Origin of the sequence: Streptomyces hesseae (genome assembly GCF_031845785.1) — a bacterium.
GTDB classification, from domain to species: Bacteria; Actinomycetota; Actinomycetes; order Streptomycetales; family Streptomycetaceae; genus Streptomyces; species Streptomyces hesseae.
The window spans coordinates 105,574-121,428 of record NZ_JAVRFI010000014.1; the positions used below are offsets into that span (position 1 = coordinate 105,574).

Consider the following 15,855-nt stretch of genomic DNA (forward strand, 5'->3'; position numbering starts at 1 on the left):
GCCAAAAGGGCGTGGTAACAGCTCGTATCGGTGTGCATACTCAGTGAGCGGGGGGTGGTGACGGATGTCTCATGTGGGGGTTTGGTGCTGCGTGTCCATTTCACTGGACTCGATCTGGCCCGGTTGCGCCTGGCCGGCGACCCGGACGTGCTCTGGGAAACCGTATTGAGCCTGCACCGGCTGCGGGACAAACAAGGCGAGTCGATCTTCGGAGATTGGCGCTCGGAAACCCGTGCTCGGTTGAATGGTGAAACGCGGCTGCTGGCGCCGCTGGTTCCGCCCCGGGGATATTTCCCCGACTTCCTCACACCGCCCGAAGGGTTACTCGGACTCGACTCCGGCATGGAGGCGCTGCGGGCCACCCCCGCCGACCGGGTGCACGACGAACTCGGCCGGCTCTCCACCGTCCGCACCCTGCCGGCTTGGATACGATCGCTGGCCGAGGGGGACTCCCGGGCGTTCGGGAAGCTGATCGGCGCCCTCCACGCGTACCACCAGGCGGCCATAGCCCCGTACTGGGCGCACATCCAGGCCCAGATCGAGGCTGACCGCGCCGTACGCGGCCGGGCGCTGCTCGACGGTGGGGCGGACGCGCTGCTGTCCTCGCTGCCGCCGACGATGCGCTGGCAGGCGCCCGTGCTGGAGGTCGACTACCCCGTCGACCGCGATCTGTACCTGAACGGGCGCGGCCTGGTGCTGCTGCCCTCGTTCTTCTGCCGCCGCACCCCGGTGACGCTCCAGAACACCGAGCTCACGCCCGTGCTGGTCTACCCGGCCCGGACGATGTCGGAGACGGCGCCCGTCGTCCCCGAGGCCCCGCGCTCGCTGGGCAAGCTCGTCGGCCACACCCGCTCGGCGGTGCTCGGCTCGATAGGCGGTGGCTGCACGACGAGCGAACTGGCCCGCAGGGTGGGCGTGTCGGCGGCCTCGGCCAGCCAGCACGCGGGCGTCCTGCGCGAGGCCGGGCTGGTACTGACCCTGCGGCACGGCAGCGCCGTGATGCACACCCTCACCCCGCTCGGCGCCGCGCTGCTGCGCGGCGGCCACCGCGGGCCGGGCCGCGCCCGGGCCGGTCAGTCGTCGATCCCCGATCGCTCGACCCCCGCCACGATGTAGCGCTGGAGGAAGAGGAACACCAGCAGCAGCGGCAGGATCGAGACCGCGGCCGCCACGAACAACTCGTGAACGGTGACGGTCTGCGCCGTGGTGAACGTCGACAGCGCCACCTGGACGGTCCATGAGCTCCGCCCCTGGCCGATGACCAGCGGCCACAGGAAGGAGTTCCAGGCGCCGATGAACACGATGGTGCCGACCGCCGCGAACACCGGCCGGGAGTTGGGCACGACGACGCGCCAGTACGTGCGCCAGTACCCCAGCCCGTCGACCTGCGCGGCGTCCTCCAGCTCCCGGGGGAAGCCCAGGAAGTACTGGCGGAAGACGAAGCACGCGAACGCGCTGAAGAGCGTCGGCACGATCAGCCCGCGCAGCGAGGAGACCCACCCCAGCGAGGACACCAGCACGAACGTCGGCACGAACGTGACCGCCGCCGGCACCATCAGGGTGCCCAGGATCGCGTAGAAGACGGCGTTCGCGTGCCGGTAGGGGATCCGGGCCAGCCCGTAGCCCGCGAGGGAGGCGAGCAGCAGGGTGCCGGCCGTCGTCGCCACCGCGATCAGCGCCGAGTTCAGCAGGGCGTGCGCCATCGGCACGTCCGGGTCGGTGAACAGCTCCCGCACGTTCGACCAGTGCGGATCGCGGGGGAACGGCGTCCAGCCGGGCGCGGTGATCTCCGCCTCGGAGGCCAGCCCGTTCCGTACGAGCAGATAGAACGGCAGCAGGAACAGCGCGGCGAGCGCGATCAGCAGCGCCAGGCGCAGGGCGCGCCCCGCGCGGACGAGGGCGTCGTGCACGGCTATGCCTCCTCCGTGCGGCCCAGCCCCGCCCAGCGGGCCTGCACGATCGTGACGACGGCGATGACCAGCGCCAGGACCACCGCTCCCGCGCTGCCCAGACCCAGGTCCTGACCCTGGCCGAGGGCGAGGTAGTAGAGGTGGACCAGCGGCGGGCGGGCGTAGGGCGGATAGCCGCGCGCGTCGGAGAGCAGGTTGTAGAACTCGTCGAACGCCTGGAAGGAATTGATCACCAGCAGCAGGACCACGGCCACGGACGTCGCCCGCAGCGCCGGGAAGGTGATGTGGCGGAACGTCTGCCAGCCGGGACGGGCGCCGTCGAGCGCGGCCGCCTCGTAGAGCCGGACCGGGATCCGCTGGAGCCCGGCCAGGAACAGCACCATGTAGAAGCCGGTCTGGAGCCAGAGCCGGACGGTGACGACGACCAGCCAGTACCAGGGCGGGTCGGGGGTCGCCAGCCAGGCCACGGGGTCGGCGCCGAACCAGTCGAGGACGGTGTTGGCCAGCCCGAAGCGGACGCCGTTGAACACCGACAGCTTCCACACCAGCGCGGCCACGACGTACGAGCAGGCGGTGGGCAGGAAGAACACCGAGCGGAAGAACGCCTGGGCGACGCGCAGCCGGTTCACGGCCAGGGCCAGGCCGAGCGAGAGCGCGTAGGTGGCGGGGACGATGAAGGCGGTGAAGACCACGAAGGTCACGAGCGAGGAGCGGAAGGCCGGGTCGCCCAGCACCGTCGCGTAGTTGTCCAGGCCCACGAAGTCGGTGGGGGAGACGGTGTTGTGGGCGTCGAAGAAGCTGAGCCAGACGCTCCACAGCAGCGGTACGTACGTGAAGAGCGCGAGCCCGGCCGCGAACGGGCCCACGAACACCCAGAACCAGAAGGCGCGGCTGCGCTGCTGCCGCATGTCAGCTCTTCTTCCGTACGCGCGTGAGCTCGGCCTCGGTCCTGCGGGCCGCCGCCCTCAGCTGGGCGGCCGGGTCGGCGCCCTCCTGGATGATCCGGTGCAGTGCGTCCTGGTAGGCGACCTGGCTCGCGGGCGTCCACAGCAGGGACTGTGCGTAGCCGTGGTCCTTGGTGAACCGCACCACCTCCGCCGCCGGGCCGGACGCGAGCCTGTCCGCCTTCGCGGTGAGTGAGGCGCGGGCGGGGATGTGGAAGCCGTAGGAGAGCGCGAAGTCCAGCTGGTGGTCGGCCCGTTCCACCCACAGCCACTTCACAAAGGCCTTGGCCGCGTCCCGGTGCCCGCTCCGGGCGTTCACGGCGGCCGCGTACGCCCCGACGGGCACGGCGGGTCTGCCGGCCGGGCCGTCCGGCGGGAAGGGCAGTACGCCGAAGTCGTCACCGAGCTCCCTCTTGATCCGCGGCAGTGCCCACATCCCGGACCACTGCATGGCGGTGAGCCCCTGGACGAAGGCGGAGGGGTCGGACCAGTCGGTGGGCGCGCCCAGCAGCAGCGACTTGGCGGCGTACAGCCGGTGGAGCTTGCCGAGGGTGCGGGCGGCGGCCGGGTCGTCGAAGCCGACCTTGCCGTCCGGGGTGACGAGCGACAGCCCGGCGGCGTGCAGCGGGGTGCCGGCGAGGACGCCCGCGCCGCCGTCGTTACCGAGGAAGAGGCCCTTGGTCTTCGTCTTCCGGTCGGTGAGCCGGGCGGCGGCGTCGATCAGTTCGTCGAGGCTGCGTGGTGGGCTTACGCCGGCGGCGGCCAGCAGGCTCTTGCGGTAGTAGAGCAGTTGGGTGTCGACGACCTGGGGGACGCCCCAGACGCGGCCGTCGTGGGTGCGGGGCGCGAGGACGGCGGGGAGGAAGTCGTCCCGAATGTTCTCGATGAGGTCGGTGACGTCGGTGACCTGGCCGCCCCGGATCTGGTCCAGGGTGGGCCCGGTGGTCTCGAAGACGTCCGGCCCGGAGTCGGTGAGCAGGGCGGCCGCGGTCTGCTGGTCGTAATTGCCGGGCCGCCACTCGACGTGGACGTCGGCGCCCGGGTAGGCGGCGGCGTACCGGCCTACGGCCTGCCGGGTGCCCACTTCGCCGTACTGGTGGTACCACTGCGTCAGCCGCGTGCGTGAACCTTCGCCGCCGCGGCCGGTGTTCGAGCCGCAGGCGGATAGCGCGGCGGCGGTGAACGCGAGGCCGGCTCCACCGGCCATGAGCTGTCTTCGGCTGATCGGCATGACGACTCTCCCCTCGCGGGCCGGGATCGCACGGATCAACGATCAGCGATGGAGGGGGATTACGACAGAGGGCGTCGGGGCGTGGGGTGCCGGTGGGTCAGTCCGCTGCTGGACGGTCGCAGATCAGGTAGGGGATGCGCTGCTCGCAGGGGCCGCAGGAGTGGGCCGTCCACGAGCCCGGCCCCTTCCCGGAGGAGCCCTCGCCACGCCAGGCGATCTGCTCCTTGGGCCTGCCCGTCCTCCTGTCTATTTCAGGGACGAAATCAGGCCCCCGGTAGTACTCCTCGGCGAGCCGTACGTACTCCACGGGCCCCCATGGATTCGATCCGGCGACTTTACCGGCAAGCGCGGCAAGGAGTTTCATGGCGGCGCATGGACTGGTGACGCCGGTGATGCTCTCCGGCAGGTCGATGTTGCCCCACCGGATGTTCTTCCACCCCTTGCGACTGTTGGGGAGCGGGGTGTCCGTGAGTGTCCAGATCTTAGGGCGGTCCAGGCTCTTGAGGTGCTTCTGCTGGACCCACGGCGGGTCCTGGTTTCCACTGGAGGCGACAAACCGGTACTCGACGCCGCGTATTTTGGCCTCCAGTACCCCGATCATGAATGCCTCTTTTTGCAGAGTCGTCTCCTCCTCCCTCCCGTCTTTCCTCTTCGTGCGCGTCGACGTGTCCGCCCGGACCTCCGCCACTATTTGGCCGAGCGCCTTGCGGAGGGCCGGGTTCTCGGGCACCTCCGGGACCCCGTGGGCGTTCTTTCCCGCTGCGCCCCGCCATTTCCCGCACCGCAGGCAGGTGTCGTTCCGCCTGCCGCCGTGCAGGAGATTGTCCTTGGGGTCCGGGGCTCCGGGCATTCTGAGTTTCGTGTCGGGCATGCGCCTCGTCCTGGAATCGTCGACTGGTCCGGCAGGGTGGCACGGTACGCGCGCGCGGGCGAGTGGCGGCTGTTTTCGGACGGGCCGGCGCAGGCCGTCGCGAGCGCGTTTCGGACTGTCATGGCCATGAAGAAGAGCCGGTCGTGGCCGGTTTTCGGCAGGGTTCGGCCACAAAGCACGGTATGTCGTGACAAAACATCTGACAAGGGGACTGTCTCGATCACTGCCGACCATGATCCAGACACTGCTACCGTCCCGCCGGATTTGGTGATTCGACATCCATGACGGCCCGTGCCCAGCGCGGCCAGAACGGTCGGGAGGGAATGCGTTGTGGCGATGACCGTCGGCGAGCTCAAAGAATGGCTCACCGGTCTGCCCGCGAAGTCGGAGCTGGCCGTTCCGGGCGGCCTTCCCGATGAGTTGGGAGACCTCAAAGGCGCGATCGAGCCCGGTGCTCTCGAGAAGTGGTTCACTTTAGGCTCCGAGCTTACGGGCATCGATACGGATCCCGCGAAACTGCGGCTCAGCGGAACCTTGTTCGCCGATGCGCCGGCCGTGTCCTTGTGGTTCTTCGCGGAAAAGGAAGCGCCCGCCGACGGGGACGAAGTCATCGGTGTCCAGATCGCCGTGTCACTGAGCGGAAATCCCATTCTCGGGGCGTTGTCCGGCATCGGCCTCCAGGGCCTCATGCTGGTTTACGAGATCCGCATGCTCGATGGCGCCGCCGTCCGTAAGCTCTCCGCCCAGGCGGACATCGAGCTTTCGGAGACCGAAGCGCTCACCATCACCTGCGCGCTCGATTTCGAAGCCGACCGCACAAGCTACGACTTCACGATCGAGCCCGAGGAAGGCAAGCAGTTCCACATCGCCGAAGCGTTCTTCGGGCTGTTCGGCGTCACGCCGCCGCCCGTGCTCAAGGGCGTCGAGCTCGAGCGCCTGGTGTTGGGGTTCGACCGGGGCGGTAGCCCCGGGTTCCGGGTCGAGGTGGACGCCGCGTTCCCGCTGGGGGACGTCGGCGCGGACTTCGGCGTCAAGGCCGCCCTGACCAAGCGGACGGGCGAGGGCGCGACCGGCTACGACCAGGAGTACGAAGCCCACCTGTCGCTGGCCCTCCCTGCCCCCGAGGGCATCGATCCCCGCGCCCTGACCTTCACCGTCAAGGACGCGCAGCACGCGGACTTCTCCGCCGTCTGCGAGGACAGCAAGGGCGTCACCCTCGCCGATCTGGCCGGCCTGCTGGGGATGGCGGACGGCGCGAGCGCCGATGTCCTGGACCTGCTGAAGGTCACCATCGACAAGCTCACCGTCGGCTACTCCGCCGCCCGCAAGTCCATCGTGCTGGCCGCCACGAGCGACCAGGACAAGGGCGGCGGCTCGCTGGTCGTCGTGTCGGACAAGCCGGTCGCCACCGAGGCCCGGGCCTGGGCCGTGCGCGTCGGGGTGACGCTGGAGGCCATGCTCTCGCAGGTCCCGCTGCTGCACGGGCAGATACCCGATGGGCAGGACGCCGGCCTGCGCGGCCTGGGCGTGCTCATCGCCTCCCAGGACCTGACCGCCGAGCGGATCGGCGAGCTGAACAAGGCACTGGCCGCGAGCGATGAAACGTTGCCTCTGCTGCCCGCCGACGGGCTGACCAAGGGTCTGGCCTTCCTCGTCGACCTCCAGCTGCCGGGCCGTTCCGGGACCACCTCGCTCGTCGTACGCGGTGGCGCGAGCGCCAAGCCGCCGACCCCCGTGCACGCCCCGCACCAGCCTCGGCTGATCCGCGAGGACGGCAGCCCCGTCGCCGCGCCCGCCTCCGCTCCGGCCACCGGCCTGCCCCTGGTCGCCTGGGCCGACATCCAGCGCTCCGTGGGCCCCCTGCGCCTGCGCCGGATCGGCGCCGGCCTCGCGGGGGAGACCGTCTGGGTGCTCTTCGACGGCTCCCTCGGCATGGCCGGGCTCGAACTCGGCGTCGAGGGGCTCGGCGTGGGCATCGACCTGAAGACCGGGCAGCTGCACGTCCGGCTCGACGGCATCGGCGTCTCCTACTCCCGCCCACCGCTCGCGATCACGGGCGGACTGGTCTACAAGCCCGACGACCCCGCCTACGACCCGCTGGTCGAGGGCGTACTGGCCGTCTCCGCCGAGAAGTTCGGGATCACCGCGCTCGGCGCGTACGCACGGGACCGGAAGAACCCCGACGGCGAGCCGTCGATGTTCCTGTTCGGCAAGGTGACGGGGGAGTTCGGCGGCCCGCCGCCGGTCCAGATCACCGAGATCATGGCCGGATTCGGCTTCAACACCGATCTGCGGCTCCCCGAGGGCGACGAGGTCCTCCGGTTCCCGTTCCTCAAGGACATGACCGCGCAGGATCCGGACTCCGACCCCATGGCCGTCCTCCAGACGCTCATGGGCAGCGGCGACGACGCCTGGGTGCGGCCGGAGACCGGACAGCTGTGGTTCGCGGCCGGACTGGGCTTCAAGGTCTTCGAGTTCCTGGAGGGGCAGGCCCTGCTCGTCCTGGAGGTCGGCGACGACTTCGCCGTCGCTGTCCTGGGCACGGCGGAGGCGCGCTTCCCCAAGGACGTGGGCCTGAAGGCGTATGCGCGGGCCCGGCTGGGGATCTCCGCGAAGTACCGCGAGAGCGAACGCACCCTGAAGATCGCCGCGCAGCTCGCGCCGGGCTCGTTCCTCATCGACGAGGCGTGCGTCCTGACCGGTGGCTTCGCGCTGTACACGTGGTTCGACGAGGCGCACGCGGGCGATTTCGTCCTCACGCTCGGCGGCTACCACCCGGACTTCCCCGTCCCCGCGCACTATCCCCAGGTGCCGAGGCTGGGCTTCAACTGGCCCGTCACCTCCGAGCTGACGATCAGCGGCGGTTCGTACTTCGCCCTCACCCCGGGCGCGGTCATGGCCGGTGGCGCGCTGGACGTGAACTACCGCTCCGGCGATCTCCACGCCTGGCTGAAGGCCGGCGCCAACATGCTCATCGAGTGGGCCCCGTTCCACTTCGACGTCGGCATCGACGTGAGCATCGGCGTCAGCTTCGTCCTCGACCTGTGGCTGGTGCGCGAGACGATCAGTGTCGAGGTGGGTGCGTCCTTGCGGCTGTGGGGGCCGCCGACGGCCGGCGAGGTCACCGTCCATCTGTGGTTCATCTCGTTCACCATCGGTTTCGGTGACGGCAGCGCGAAGGACGGCCGCGAGGCCACCTGGCCCGAGGTGCTCAAGCAACTGCCGGACGCGAAGGACGCCGTCCGGCTGACGCCCATGGCCGGTCTGTCCCCGGCGCGGGCCGAGGACGCGCAGGGGGAGGAGCTGTGGGTCGTGGGCCCCGGTGCGTTCTCGTTCGCCGTCCGTACGGCCGTCCCCGTCTCCGAGCTGCGGCTCGGCAAGGACACGGGCGCCAAGGAGATCACCGGTCACAAGGTCGACATCCGCCCCCGGCGCGGCGACGGCAAGGGCCTGGACTCGGTCCTCACCGTCTCCCTGACCAAGGACCACGGCACCGACCAGCCCGACCTGGGCGCCTGGACCGTCACGGAGACCAGGGAGAGCCTGCCTGCCGCCCTGTGGGGACGCTACGAGGGCGAGCTCTCCGCCAAGGGCGCACCGCGCGTCCCCGATCAGCTCATGGGCGTCGACCTGATGCTGCCGCCGCCCACCGAGGGCGACACACCGGGTCCGATCAAGGCGGGCGTGCTGGCACACGACGACCGCAGGCCGGACGGGACGCTGCCGCTGCACGCGCCGGCGCCGGCCCTGCGGACCATCGCCGCCGAGCTGTTCACGGAACCGGTCCGCGACGTCGCCCGCGTGGGCGACGCCACCGGCGCCATGGCCGGGACGCTGATCGACCAGTCCCGTGACCGGCTGTTCGCGGCCATGGGCTACCTGGGCGTCAGCCCGGGCTCCGACAGCAACGACAGGCTGACCGCCGAGGACAGCCTCGTGGCGGGCGACGTCACCGCGAAGATCGCCGATACGGTCCCGGGCGAACCGACCGTCAGCGAACGGCTTTACGTCCTGGGCACCGGGAAGACCGTCACCCCCGTCGACGCCCAGGGCCTGACGCCGTACCCGCCCTTCGCCCTGGAGCACGAGGACCCCACCCACCTGGCCGTGAGCCCCGACGGCAGCCGGCTGTACGCGGTCGGCGGCTCGGAGCACATCGACGTCTTCGACACCTCGGCCGATCAGCCCGACACGACGATCGCCCTGGACGCGAGTTCGTTCACGCTGGCGAAGGACGCGCGCGGAGCGGTCTTCTCTCCCGACGGCAAGTGGGCCTACGTCACCTACCCGCAGCCGAACCAGATGGTGATCCTCGACCTGCGGGGCAAGGCGGCGCAGCGCGTACACGAGTACGGCGTGATGACAAAGGACTGGGCGCAGGCGATCCCCGCCGACGTGGCCCCCGCCTTCCCGTGGGACGAGAAGCACCAGCAGGTGTACATCGCCCTGCCCGCGGAGGACAGGGTCGTGAGGGTCGACGTCTCCAGCCTGGCCAACCCCACCGGGCAGGCATGGCCGTACGCCGGCCCCTCGCCCACCCGCCTGGCCGCCGACCCCAAGGGCCGCTGGCTCTACGCGCTCAACGCGGGCAGGTCCACCGTCACGGTCGTCGACGTCCACGCCGCCACCGACGAGGCCGCCGACACCGTGGTCGCGACGCTGCGCACCGGCACCGACCCCAGCGCCCTGGTCGCCTCCCCGGACGGCACCCGGCTGTACGTGGCGAGCGCCACCACCGGCACGGTCTCGGTGTTCGACACCTCCGGCGACAAGCCCGTCGAGGCGGGCGAACCCGTCTGGGTCGGCCCGAAGCCCGTCGCGCTCGCCGTGTCCACCGCCGGTGACCGGCTCTACGTCGCCCTGTCGGAGGGCCGGACGCTCCGCGTCGTCGACGTGGCCGCGAACCCGCCCGTCCTGCTGCCCGACACGGTCCCGCTCACCGACGCCCCGCTGGCGCTGGCCGTCGCCCTCCCGGCCGCCGACAACTCACGAACCAAGGAAGGCGGTGCGGCGTGAACCGGCCCGAGCACCTTTCCGACCCCGACCCCACGCTGAACGTCGAGTTCCGCGACTCGCTCGTCCCGCGGATCACCGCGGGCGGCTACACCCTCACCGCGTCCCAGACCCTGACCGGCGCCCCGGAGTACCTGCCCACCGCCGACAAGCCGGTGACCCGGCACATCGAGGTGCGGGCACCCCGTTTCACCGTGGAACCCGAGTGGGTGCACGGTGCCTACCCGCCGCCCGGCGCCACCGGCCTGTACGACGACGTGCTGCCCCACCTGACGCTCGACCGGCCCACGCTGCCGTGGGAGCGGGAGGAGCACACGGACGACGACGGGAAGCGCCTGCCCTGGCTGGCCCTCCTCGTCTTCGGCGAGGGCGAACTGCCCGGCGACCCGCACTGCCTGGGCCAGACCGACCAGCGCACTGTCGCCCAGCTCACCGGCCACGAGGACGGCGTCGTCCTGCCCGCCTTCGACACGACCACCGAGCCGATCGCGGACGACGAGACGAAGACCGTCTGCCGCACCGTCCTCGTGCCCCCCGCCGTCTTCCACGCCGTCGCACCCGCGCAGCACGAACTTCCCCTCCTCACCCACGTCCGCCACGTCAACGAGCAGCACCAGGGCGTTACCCTCACCGAGGACCGCATCCGGATCGGCGACTACGCCGTCGTCACCGGCAACCGGCTGCCCAGCCCCGACGGCGGCCGCTACGTCGCCCACCTGGTCTCCCTGGAGGGCTGGCTGGACCGTCTGCCCAGTGGCGAGGAGGCCGAGGAGGCGTACACCGGCACGCCCGAGCAACTCCGGCTGATCTCCCTGTGGTCCTGGTCCTTCGAGACCCTCGCCGACCACGCACCCGGCTTCGCCGCCCTCACCGAGCACTTCGTCGACACCGAGGGCAAGGACGGGACCGAGCTGCTGCTGCGCGTCCCCGTGGCCGACCTGCCGTCGCCCAGCGCCGAACAGCGGGAGGTCACCGAGCGGCTGCACGACGGATACCTGCCGGTCTCGTGCCGTACGGAGTCCGGGCGCGCCACCTTCGGCTGGTACCGGGGGCCGCTCGTCGCGCAGCCTGTCAAGGAACAGTCCGCAACGGACCGGCGCCGGTGCGCCGCCGAGGCGCTGATCCACCTGGAGCAGTACGGCGTCTTCGACGTCAGCCTCGCCACCGCCTTCACGGCGGGCCGGGGCGTGGCTCTTTCCGACCACCAGTTCGCGGCGGCTTTGCTGCGACTGCGCGGAAAGGTGCGTACGGCGGCCGAGCAGGCCCTGAACCCCACGCCCGCCGGGGCCGCCCGGGCGCGGATCGAGCACCTGGCCGCGGGCGGGCTTGTCGGCCACCTCCGGGAGGCCCACCGGCAGCCCGTGGTCGCCTCCGCCGCCGCGAACACGGTCCGTGCGGCGGTCACCCCCGTGGCCGGGGCGACCGCCCTGCCCGCCCTCGCCGACATCACCGTCCAGCGGCTGCGCGACGACGCCGAACTGCGCGACCGGCTGGGCAAGGCCGTCGGGGACATCACCGGCGGCAGCGGGGAGCCGGCCGGCCCGGACGAGGACTTCGCCGCCGTACGCGACTGGCTGCTGCGGCTGCGGAACCTCACGGGCGTGCCCTTCGCCCACCTCGTCCCCGACGCCCGCATGCTCCCGGCCGAGAGCCTGCGCTTCTTCCACGTGGACGCCGACTGGACGACCACCCTGGTCGAGGGCGCCCTGAGCGTCGGCCTCGCCCACCGCTTCGACTTCACCGGCGACGACCTGCTCTTCGGCCCCCAGGGAGCGCTACCGGAGCCCACCGCGCCGGTCACGGGCATGCTGCTGCGGTCCCGGCTCGTCAGCGGCTGGCCGGCGCTGGAGATCCGCCCGTACGCGAACCCCACCGAGACCGGCGGCGAGACCCCGCTGACCGTCCTGCGCCGGGAAGCGCTGGCCGAGGACGTGCTGCTCGTCCTCTTCGAGGGCGTACCGGGCCGGGTCGAGATCGCCGAGCCCCAGCAGGGCGTCCACTTCGGCATCGACGAACCGGACAAGGGCCGCAGCGACGCGCCTCTGGACGACGGCATGATCCGGCTGCGGTCGGTCAAGGCGGAGACCGGGCCCATCGGGCAGGAGATGAAGGACGCGTACTTCCCGAAGGACGGCGGCGGACTGCGGGACTACGTGCGTGAGCCGGGGGAGGGGAGCCCCGGCACCGTGCTCCGCACCGGCAGGCTCGCGGACGGGCTCGCCGGCGCGCTGGGCCTGCAACCGCCGCTCAGCCCCGCCCGGTTCGCCATCCAGATGATCAACGCGGCCCAGCGCCGCATCTTCACCACCGCACCCGTCACGACAGGAGACCACCGCAATGGCTGACCGAGACGACACGCTCATCGTCCCGGTGACCGTGGACGCCCTGGTGGTCAACCAGACGCTCCGCCAGCGGGACGGCCAGGGCTTCCGCCGCTGGCAGCCGAACTTCAACCTGCTGCGCCACAACCGCACCCCCGAGCCGGACCCCTTCACCGATGAGGAGAAGTGGAAGGCCACGCAGAAGGGCGAGGACGACACCGATTACAAGCAGTACGACGGCGTGTACGTCCGCTGGGAGCTGCCCGAGGCGCTGCGCCGGGGAGCGTCCCGTATGGAAGGCGGCCGCACCGAGTTCCCGCTCGTCCCGAACCGCTGGCTGGTGGTCCGCCATGTGAAGGACCGGCCCGAGCATCTGGCGGCCTGGGTGGTGGAGAGCGACTTCCTGGACCCGAAGGAGGGCACCTCGCGCTTCGTGCACCCCTTCAAGCCGGGTGTCCAGGACCCCTCGGTCACGCCGTTCCGTTCCACGGTCATCACGACGAAGGCCGGCCGGGCCCTCGGCATCGGCCCGGACGGCACGGAGTGGCACGAGCCCACCGACGAGTCGCGCAAGGAGCTGTTCCTGACGGCGGTCGGCCCGGGCCTGATGACCTTCCACGCCTACCAGCCGTACCACCAGAACGTCTTCTCCTTCCACGACCCGCTGACCGGCATCGGCCTGGAGACCGTCGACTACCAGGTCCTCGGCTGGTACTCGGACGCCGCGCAGGAGGAACTGCGCCGTCTGCTCGCCGCGCCGGACGCGACCGTGGAGGGTGTGCTGGCCGGGCTCGGGTGGGCCGTGGACGGCCTGCCGCAGGGCTGGACGCCCGGCAGCACGACCTACTGCGGCCGGGTCGCCGGCGTGGCCTGGGACCGCGACGGCGCGGCCCCCGCGTCGGACCGCCCGGACAAGAGCAGCGTCACGATCGCCGTCGGCAGCAGCGTGGACGAGGCCCACGCGGCGCTGACGCCCCTGGCCCGCGCCGCTGCCCTGCCCGACGGTTCCGGCAACACTTTCGAGGACACCGACCACGCTCTGCTGCACGTGCTGACGAGTGGCCTCGCCGACACCCTGGACGGTCCGGACGGCGCGGTCCGTACCGCGCAGGAGCTGCACAAGGGCTGGTTCGGCCAGGTGCCCGGCGGCTACGTGTGGCGGCTCGCCGACAGCGGCGGCGACGGCAACCCCTCCGGCGACCCGAAGTCGGTCACGTGGTCCGGGGTGGCCCCCGGGCATGAGCAGTGGCTGGTGGGGCTCAACACCCTCCAGCACGACCACGACACGAAGGCGCGCGAACTCTCCTATCTCCAGCAGCGGTTGTACGCACTGTGGTGGATGCACGGCCTGCCCCTCATCCCGCGCCACTACACCCGTGAGCGGTTCCGCGCCGAGATCGACCCGGCCAACGCGCAGGGGCTCGCCGCCGAGGTGGCCGCGCGACAGGCGGACCTGGCGGAACGGGAGCGTGCCCTCAGCGCGTACGCGGCCGGCCGTCCCGAGGGCTGTGAGCTGCGCCGCGAGGCCCAGCCCCCGTTCTGGCAGGTGACCGACCCGTCGGTGGTGCTGTCCGGGACGAAGGGCCACGCGGCGCCGCACGCCGCGCCGGCGGGCGCCGAGGACGGGCTCGTCTGCCGGACGCCCGGACAGATCACCGGGGGCGTCCCCCTGGGCGGGCAGCTGCCCGCGCCGTTCGCCGCCCTCAAGGCCGGCGGACTGCCCCCCGTCGTGCCCGCGCTTCTGGGCGAATTCCTTCAGCTGCTGGGCGACAAAGCGCTGCCGCAGTGGCGGCAGCCGTGGAAGCCGCTGCTGTACCAGTGGCAGGTCCGGCACTGGAACGTCCCCTACGAGGACTGGGAGTTCGACGGCACCCGCTACCAGTGGCAGCGCGGTGAGGCCGACAAGGATCACACCGTCGACGCGACCGGGCGGCGCTTCCTCGTCCCCCTGATCCAGCACAACCTCAACGGCGCCCTCGAACGCCACGGCGCCGCCGCCGAGGCCGGGCAGGCCGGGGACCTGGATCTGCTCTCCCAGAAGCTGGACGGCCTCACCGGCCGGCTCGCCTGCCGGGACACCGCGCCCAACCTCAGCCCGCCGGGCGCGATCGGCGATCTCGTCGGCGACGTCCGGGGCCACCTGCCGCACACGGGACCGCTGCCGGTGCCGTTCGAGGGCTGGCTGCCGTCCGGGTTCGCCCAGATCAGGGCCGGGCAGTTCGCCATGGCCGCGCTGAGCGTCGTCGACGAGTTCGGCCAGAGCCTGGACGTCCTGCTGCCCGGCGATGCCGACTACCTGCGCCCTGTCGTGGGCGACAGCCTGCTGCCGGGCGAGAAGCGCGCGGACGAGGAGCTGAAGGACCGCTTCGTCCAGCTGCCGCCGCGCCTCCTCCAGGCCGCCCGGCTGCGCTTCGACTTCGTCGACGAACGGCAGGACGACCGGCTCGTCGACCTCGAAGCCGGCACCACCCCGGTGTGCGCCTGGATCATCCCCAGCTACGTGGACCGCTCGCTGCTCTGCTACGCCCCCGACGGCACGCCGCTCGGCGAGCTGCGCCTGAAGCTGCGCGCGGACGCGACCTCGCCCGACGGGGTCACCACCGTGCTGGGCTGGGACTCGCTGCCGGACTCGTCCGTCCGTACGCTCGACGGCCTGGCCGACGCGCGGCCGCAGTTGCACGCGTTCCTGCGGGAGCTCGTCGCCAAGGGCGCCGACGCCTTCGCGGACCTGCTGTCGACCGTCGACCGCTCCCTGACCGGCATCGACCCCGGCAACCCTTACGGCGACGAGGTGCTCGGCGCGCTCCTCGGCCGGCCGCTCGCCCTCGTCCGCGCCCGCCTCGGCTTCGAACTGGACGGGCCGCCGGTCGCCGACCCGGGCTGGCAGTACGCGCTCGACTGGCGCACCCCGCTGGCGTGGGACGAGGGGAAGCCCGTACCCCCGCAGATGAAGCACCTGACGTATCAGTGGCCTGTACGGCTCGGCAACGCCGGGCAGCGGGGAGACGGCCTGATCGGCTACTTCACCGAGACCGACTACACGAGCTTCCACGCGGTGACCACGCCGGACACCGAGCGGCCCACGGACTACGTGAGCGAGATCGGCGAGGCGAACTGGCCCCGCCTGGCGGCCGACTCCAAGCAGCACACCCACCTGACGCTGCTGCTCGACCCGCAGGCCGCCGTCCACGCGACGACCGACCTGCTGCCCGTCACCGAGCTGCGCCTGCCGGCCCGTTTCACGCGCAACGCGATGGCGGCCCTGAAGCCGGCCCTGCGGCTCAGCCCCGTGCTGACCACGACGCGCAAGCTCCCGGCCACCACCGCCCAGGCACACACCCCTGCCCCGATCGCCCTGCCGCACCCCACATCCCCGCAGGGCACCTGGGACTGGGCCGAGCTGACCGTGCCCGACGCGGCGGCGGACCCCCAGTGGGCCCACCAGCCGATCGTCCAGATCGACCAGAAGGCCCGCCTGGACGAGGACGGCCCGGTCGTCCGCACCGGCTTCCTGCGCCTGACCAACCCCTTCGACGGCGGTGCAGCACAGTGACCTCTTCCCCGA

Annotated in this window: 8 protein-coding genes; 4 read left to right on the forward strand and 4 right to left on the reverse strand. The window is 71.6% G+C overall.

What is annotated here, in order from left to right; genetic code table 11:
* The first annotated feature begins 84 nt into the window (after positions 1 to 84).
* Complete coding sequence (locus RM609_RS21430) at positions 85 to 1,116, forward strand: ArsR/SmtB family transcription factor (RefSeq protein WP_311613111.1); 1,032 nt, start codon at positions 85 to 87, stop codon at positions 1,114 to 1,116.
* On the opposite strand, the gene RM609_RS21435 is transcribed toward RM609_RS21430, so the two are convergent.
* The 4 genes from RM609_RS21435 to RM609_RS21450 form a co-directional block, all read right to left on the reverse strand.
* Positions 1,074 to 1,910: a carbohydrate ABC transporter permease gene (locus RM609_RS21435; protein ID WP_311613112.1), complete on the reverse strand. Its 837-nt coding sequence runs from the start codon at positions 1,908 to 1,910 to the stop codon at positions 1,074 to 1,076. The two genes, RM609_RS21430 and RM609_RS21435, sit on opposite strands and share 43 nt — an antisense overlap.
* A 2-nt stretch (positions 1,911 to 1,912) precedes the next feature.
* Complete coding sequence (locus RM609_RS21440) at positions 1,913 to 2,818, reverse strand: carbohydrate ABC transporter permease (RefSeq protein WP_311613113.1); 906 nt, start codon at positions 2,816 to 2,818, stop codon at positions 1,913 to 1,915.
* Position 2,819: 1 nt separating this feature from the next.
* Entirely contained in the window at positions 2,820 to 4,085 is a 1,266-nt protein-coding gene (locus RM609_RS21445; protein WP_311613114.1) for an ABC transporter substrate-binding protein, read from the reverse strand.
* A gap of 97 nt (positions 4,086 to 4,182) precedes the next feature.
* The gene (locus RM609_RS21450; protein ID WP_311613115.1) at positions 4,183 to 4,956 is read right to left on the reverse strand and encodes a hypothetical protein; all 774 of its coding nucleotides are present in this window, start codon (positions 4,954 to 4,956) and stop codon (positions 4,183 to 4,185) included.
* Between the two features lie 336 nt (positions 4,957 to 5,292).
* On the opposite strand from RM609_RS21450, the gene RM609_RS21455 reads away from it, so the two are divergent.
* The 3 genes from RM609_RS21455 to RM609_RS21465 are packed head-to-tail and all read left to right on the forward strand — an operon-like array spanning position 5,293 to position 15,843.
* Complete coding sequence (locus tag RM609_RS21455) at positions 5,293 to 9,972, forward strand: DUF6603 domain-containing protein (protein WP_311613186.1); 4,680 nt, start codon at positions 5,293 to 5,295, stop codon at positions 9,970 to 9,972.
* Positions 9,969 to 12,314 (forward strand): hypothetical protein, encoded by a 2,346-nt coding sequence (locus tag RM609_RS21460; RefSeq protein WP_311613116.1) that lies wholly within the window; start codon positions 9,969 to 9,971, stop codon positions 12,312 to 12,314. Before RM609_RS21455 ends, RM609_RS21460 begins: the two co-directional genes overlap by 4 nt.
* The gene (locus tag RM609_RS21465; RefSeq protein ID WP_311613117.1) at positions 12,307 to 15,843 is read left to right on the forward strand and encodes a hypothetical protein; all 3,537 of its coding nucleotides are present in this window, start codon (positions 12,307 to 12,309) and stop codon (positions 15,841 to 15,843) included. The genes RM609_RS21460 and RM609_RS21465 overlap by 8 nt, the downstream gene beginning before the upstream one ends.
* Positions 15,844 to 15,855 lie beyond the last annotated feature (12 nt).